This is a genomic window from Streptomyces flaveolus (assembly GCF_014648815.1).
Lineage (GTDB): Bacteria > Actinomycetota > Actinomycetes > Streptomycetales > Streptomycetaceae > Streptomyces > Streptomyces flaveolus.
The window spans coordinates 1-5,354 of the sequence record NZ_BMRV01000034.1 but is presented as its reverse complement, the minus strand read 5'-3'; the positions used below and the strand labels follow the sequence as shown (position 1 = coordinate 5,354).

Genomic DNA, 5,354 nt, shown 5'->3' with positions numbered 1-5,354 from the left:
GCTGATGCGGTGTTGAGGTCTGCTGGGACATGGCGGCCGATTCCACCGTCGTGCGGGCCCATCAGCATGGCGCCGGTGCGTGCACCGCACGGGGTGCGGGCGGATCTGGGCGGAGGGCGGGGTGATTGCGGCATGAACCGGGAGCAGTGGCGGCTGCTGGGGCGGTGCCTGATGGTGGCTGCTCCGGCCGTTGTCGTGTGGGGGGCCGTGACATCCTGACCGTGGTGGGCTGGAAGGCCGGGTAGCGACCGGTGCTGGTGGGGTACGGGAGCCTGCCCAGACTGCCCTGAACAGCGCGCGGCCCGCCATCCCGGGACGGGGGTAGCGGGCCGGTGCTCTGCTGTACGACGGTCAGTTCGCCGCCGGCACGTAGCCCACCGGACAGCCGATCCCCAAGGAGAGGCAGCTGAACGGTACGACAGCGTCGGTGGGCTGGGCGGGGGCAGCGTTCACTGGCCCAGCGAGGAGACCAACGAGAGCGAAAGCGCCCATGGTCAAAGCGGCAATGCGGCGCATGCGTTACTCCTTGAGAGGGTCGAGCCATTTCGGTGGCTGGGTGCTCAGCACGGTAGGAAGTTTCCGGGCCGGACAAGGCGAGAGCACCGAGCGCATCACCCGAACGAGACCGGTAGGCGTACCCGGGCGGCCGGTCCGTGTACGCGCCGGACGAGACGGACCGGCGGGTTGACGGGAGGCCGTGCCGCCGGAAGCCCGTACCCGGCGGACTTCCGACGCCTGCTCCGGGTGCCGGGCTGCCTTCTTCACGCTGGCCTCGGCGTCGTACCGGGCCTCGCCCTGTTCCTTCGCGTACTCGGTGACCGCGGTTTGGCCTCCACCGTGCGCGTACGGGCCCCGATCGGGCAACGCGCCCTGTTCATCACCACGCTCGCCGTGCCGCTGACCGGCTGGACCGTGCACGCGCTCACGCTGCACCGCAAGCTGTCCGCCGCCCGCCGCGACCCGCTCACGGGTCTGCTCGGAGGCGACGGCTTCACCGCCAAGGCCTGGCAGATCACCGACCGGCACGGCGACCACGCCCTGGTCGGTATCGTGGACCTGGACCACTTCAAGCAGATCAATGACGGACCCGGCGGGCACGCCGCCGGCGACCGCGTCCTGGCCGCCACCGCACAGCGCCTCACCGCCTGGGCGGGCAGCCGCGGGGCGGTCGGCAGGCTCACAGGAGACGAGTTCGCCTTCGCCGTGCGGATCGCACCGGCCCGTCGCGAACTCCGGCTTGCCCAGCTGGTCACCCTGCTAGCGCGGCCCGTGCAGGTCGACTGGCCGTGTATCGAAAGTGGTGACGGTCCGCTGCTCCTCGAAAAGAATCAGTCGCAGTGGTGCTCACGAAGGCGGTCTCTGAGCCGTGCCGTGGGCCAGATCGGCCAGTCGTTCCGCGTTGGAGGTGCCGGGTTCGGCCGACCAGAGCACGAGTTGCTGTTCCGGTGCACCGGCGTAGCGGAAGGTGTCCCAGTCGAGGGTGAGTTCGCCGACGAGGGAGTGGGTGATGCGTTTGCTGCCGAAGTCCTGGTGCGCGACGCGGTGCTCGGCCCACCAAACCCGGAATTGCTGATCGGCCACGGCCAGCTCGCCCACAAGAGCTGTAAGGGCTGGATCGGTCGGATTCGTTCCGGCTTCCATCCGCAGGACTTCGACGCACGTGCGGGCCACGTCTTCCCACTCCGGATAGATTTCGCGCATCAGCGGGTCGGTGAAGACCATGCGGACGTAGTTGCGCTCGGACTCGGGCACAGCCGCGAAGTCGCACAGCAGCTGTGCTGCCAAGGGGTTCCACGCGAGGATGTCAAGGCGTGGACCGAAAACGATGGCGGGTGTACTGGTGAGCTGGCCGAGCAGCCGGGTCAGGTGCGGGTGCACCTTGGGGCGAGGGGACCGACGCGGCGTCTTGCGGTGACCGGCCCGCGCGGCCTGGTCGACCAGCCCTTCCACGTACGCCCGCTGGTCGCCGTCCAGCCGCAGCTGGCGCGAGAGGGACTCGAGCACCGGTCGCGACGGTGCCAGCCGGCCCTGCTCGAGGCGTACGTAGTAGTCGGTACTGATCGCGGCGAGCTCAGCCACTTCCTCACGGCGCAGTCCCCGCACACGGCGCTGGGTGTGCGTGCGCTCGGGAAGCCCGACCTGCGCCGGTGTGAGCTCACCACGGCGATGCTTGAGGAACTCACCGAGCTCACGAAGGTGCGCGGAATCAGTCACTCCTCCAGCATGGCACCGAGGGAAATGCTCTGCCTGGGAGGGATCTTTCCTAGGAAGGATCCCGACCTTCCTGGGCCCCTGCCGTCGGCTGGACAGTGGATACAGGCCCGCAGATCGCCGGCCGGCACGATCCCCCCAGGAGCAGAAAATGAGGACTGACGTCCGATTCCCGACCAACGGCCTGCAGCTCGCCGGCCACCTCTACCTTCCCGGGGACAGCGACGGCTCGCTCGCCGCCATTGTCATCGGCCACCAGACGACCGGGGTCAAGGAGCAGTCACCGGCGGTGTACGCCACACGCCTGGTCAAGGAAGGGTTCGCCGTTCTGACCTTCGATGCCGCCTTCCAGGGCGAGTCCGAGGGCATGCCCCGCGGCCTGGAGGACCCCTTCCAGCGCGCCGAGGACTTCCGAGCGGCGGTCTCCTACCTCACCACGCGTCCCGAGATCGATCCGGAGCGCATCGGCGTGATGGGCGTGTGCGGCTCGGGCGCCTACGTGCCCTACGCCGCCCAGACGGACCACCGCATGAAGGCCGTGGCGGGCGTCTCCGGGACCGACGTTCCCAGCTTCTTCCGCGGCGCCGACCCCGAGGGCTGGCAGCAGATGGTGGCGAACTCCGGGAACCTGCGCAGCGCCGAGGCCGCCGGCGAGCCCGCGGCAACGTTTGCTGTGCTGCCGGAGAGGGCCGATGCCGAGACCTCCGCCCCGGTCGCCGAGTTCGTCGACTACTACAAGACGCCCCGCGGCAGGCACCCGCGCTCCACGGGAGACGTGGTCGTGCGCAGCGCGGATCTCCTCGACCAGTTCGATTCCTTCGCCGATGTCGCCAAGATCGCGCCTCGCCCGCTGCTCATGATTGCCGGCACCGAGGCGGTGACCCGCGGGTTCTCGGAGAAGGCCGTCGCCGGCAGCCCCGGCAACGCCGAGCTGTTCCTCGTCGACGGCGCCACCCACGTCGATCTGTACGACCGCGACCAGTACGTGACTCCTGCCGTCGCCAAGCTGGTCGAGTTCTTCAGCAAGCACCTCGCCTGAGCCGGCAAGCGTGAGCAGCGCTTCAACGGACGCCGCGTCCGCGCTGCGGGTAGATCCCTTGGTCAGGGTGGGAGGTGCCCGGCGAGGGACAGGCTGCCAAGTGTCGCGAAGGTGCTGGTCGCAGTCACTCTCCGACGGCTGCGACCAGCACGTATTCGACGGGGACGTCCCGCCACGGCACACCGGTCCGCGCGCCTGCGGATAGCGGGAGGTGACCCCGGGGCCGGGGCGGGTGCCGGTGGTGGGGGGTTGGTGGGGGTGTGGGCGTGGCTCGGTTTACCGGTCCTGCCTGCTGGTTCTGGTCCTGGTCGGCTGGAGCTGGGGGGCGTTCGGATTGGGCATGGGCGTCTTTTGTTGTCGTGTCGGGCTGTGGTTTTCGTTTGTCGGCGGGTTGTCGGTGTTGGTGGTGGGTTGTCGGCGGGGTGTCGGTGGACTGTCGGTGGGTGGCGGCAGGTTGGTGTGGCGGGCAGTCAGGCAGGCAGTCGGTCGGGAGCCGGCCGGGCGGCCTTTTCCTCTGCCTTTTCCTTGGAAGGGAATCCATGTCTGTTCATGTCACTGTTGTCGGTGCCGGGCTCGGCGGTCTCATCCTTGCCCGTGTCCTGTATCTGCACTCCATATCCGTCACGGTCTATGAGGCGGAACCTTCTCCGACGGCACGGTCCCAGGGCGGGATGCTCGATATTCACGATTACAACGGGCTGATTGCTCTGCAGGCTGCCGGCTTGGTGGACGAGTTCCGTGGTCTGGTCCTTGAGGGCCGGCAGGCCATGCGTGTCTTCGCTCCGAACGGTGAGTTGCTGGTCGACGAGGCTGACGACGGTACGGGCGGCCGGCCCGAGGTGCTGCGCGGTGACCTGCGGCAGATGCTGCTCGACTCGCTCCCGGACGGGATCGTCCGGTGGGGGCACAGGGTCGACGCTGTGCGAAGCCTCGGTTGCGGTCGCCACGCAGTCACCTTTGCCGACGGGAGCAGTGTCACCACCGGTCTCCTGGTCGGTGCGGACGGGGCGTGGTCGAAGGTCCGGCCGCTGGTATCCGCCGAGGTGCCCGAGTACACCGGCAGGTCGGTCGTCGAGACGTACCTCTACGACGCCGACACCCGGCATCCGGCCGTCGCGAAGACGGTCGGCGGCGGGTCCATGTTGGCGGTTGAGCCGGGCCGGGAGATTTTCGCCCACCGCGAGAAGGGTGACACTCTGCATGCCTACGTGGGTCTGCACAAGCCCCGCGAGTGGTTCGACACCGTCGGCTTCTGCGATGCTGCCGCGACGGCACGGGTGATGCGGGAGTTCGCCCACTGGGCCCCGGAACTGACCGCCCTGCTCACCGAAGCCGACCTCCCCCCGGTCCTCCGCCCTCTTTACGCACTGCCGGCCGCCCACCGGTGGCCCCGCATCCCGGGTGTCACCCTGCTCGGCGACGCCGCCCACCTTTCGCCTCCGAACGGCGAAGGCGCCAACCTCGCCATGCTCGACGCCGCCGAGCTCGCCCTGGCTCTCGCCGCCCACCCGGATGCTCCCGAAACCGCCCTGACCGCTTACGAACAGGATCTGTTCCCCCGCAGTGCCCAAGCTCGGAACTCCGGCGCACCCGAGGCCGCCGACCCCGATGACCCGGCCTATGACCTGATTGCCGAGCACCTCAGGAACCAGCAGTAGGGAGCGGCCCGGTCGCACGTGAGGGTCCGTTCGGGCGGTATGCCGGCGAAGTCACGTCCCCCGGCATGTCGAAGTCGGGGCCCGCCGGCCCTCGTTGAGGAGTCACATGATGGGGGAGGGCGGGCCCGGTGCGGGTGGGTTTCGGTCCACGCCCGGTCCGCCTGTGTGATCTCGTCATCGGCCCTGGCGGACGCCCGCCCGCCCGGCCGCCCGTTCCACCGCTGGCTGTGTCTTCGGCTGCACGCTTCGAGGCCCGCGCCCGTGGCTGTCGTCGCCGTCGTCGCCGGCAGCGCCGTCTGCGGGACTGTCCGGACGCCTCGAAAGCCCGGTGCGTCACCGTCCGGCTCTGGTCTGCTCAGACCGAGCCGCATTCGCTTCGGCTGCGGCGGCTACGGGTCCTGGACGTGCCGGCCGCTTCCGGCGGGGTCCCGGCCGCGAGGGGGGGG

3 protein-coding genes and 1 pseudogene are annotated in these 5,354 nt (G+C 69.5%); 3 read left to right on the top strand and 1 reads right to left on the bottom strand.

What is annotated here, in order from left to right; genetic code table 11:
- Positions 1-744: 744 nt before the first annotated feature.
- A pseudogene (locus IEZ05_RS37015) lies at positions 745-1,194 on the top strand (GGDEF domain-containing protein); the annotation flags it as partial.
- Between the two features lie 150 nt (positions 1,195-1,344).
- Here the strand turns inward: IEZ05_RS37015 and IEZ05_RS35995 are convergent.
- On the bottom strand, positions 1,345-2,214 hold the full coding sequence (locus IEZ05_RS35995; RefSeq protein ID WP_189234541.1) for a helix-turn-helix domain-containing protein: 870 nt from the start codon (positions 2,212-2,214) through the stop codon (positions 1,345-1,347).
- 148 nt (positions 2,215-2,362) lie between these two features.
- Here IEZ05_RS35995 and IEZ05_RS35990 point away from each other — a divergent pair, with 148 nt between their 5' ends.
- Positions 2,363-3,250 carry an alpha/beta hydrolase gene (locus tag IEZ05_RS35990; RefSeq protein ID WP_189234540.1) on the top strand — a complete coding sequence of 296 codons (888 nt, stop codon included), beginning with the start codon at positions 2,363-2,365 and terminating at the stop codon, positions 3,248-3,250.
- A gap of 539 nt (positions 3,251-3,789) precedes the next feature.
- Positions 3,790-4,908 (top strand): FAD-dependent oxidoreductase, encoded by a 1,119-nt coding sequence (locus tag IEZ05_RS35985; protein ID WP_189234539.1) that lies wholly within the window; start codon positions 3,790-3,792, stop codon positions 4,906-4,908.
- The last annotated feature ends 446 nt before the right edge of the window (positions 4,909-5,354 follow it).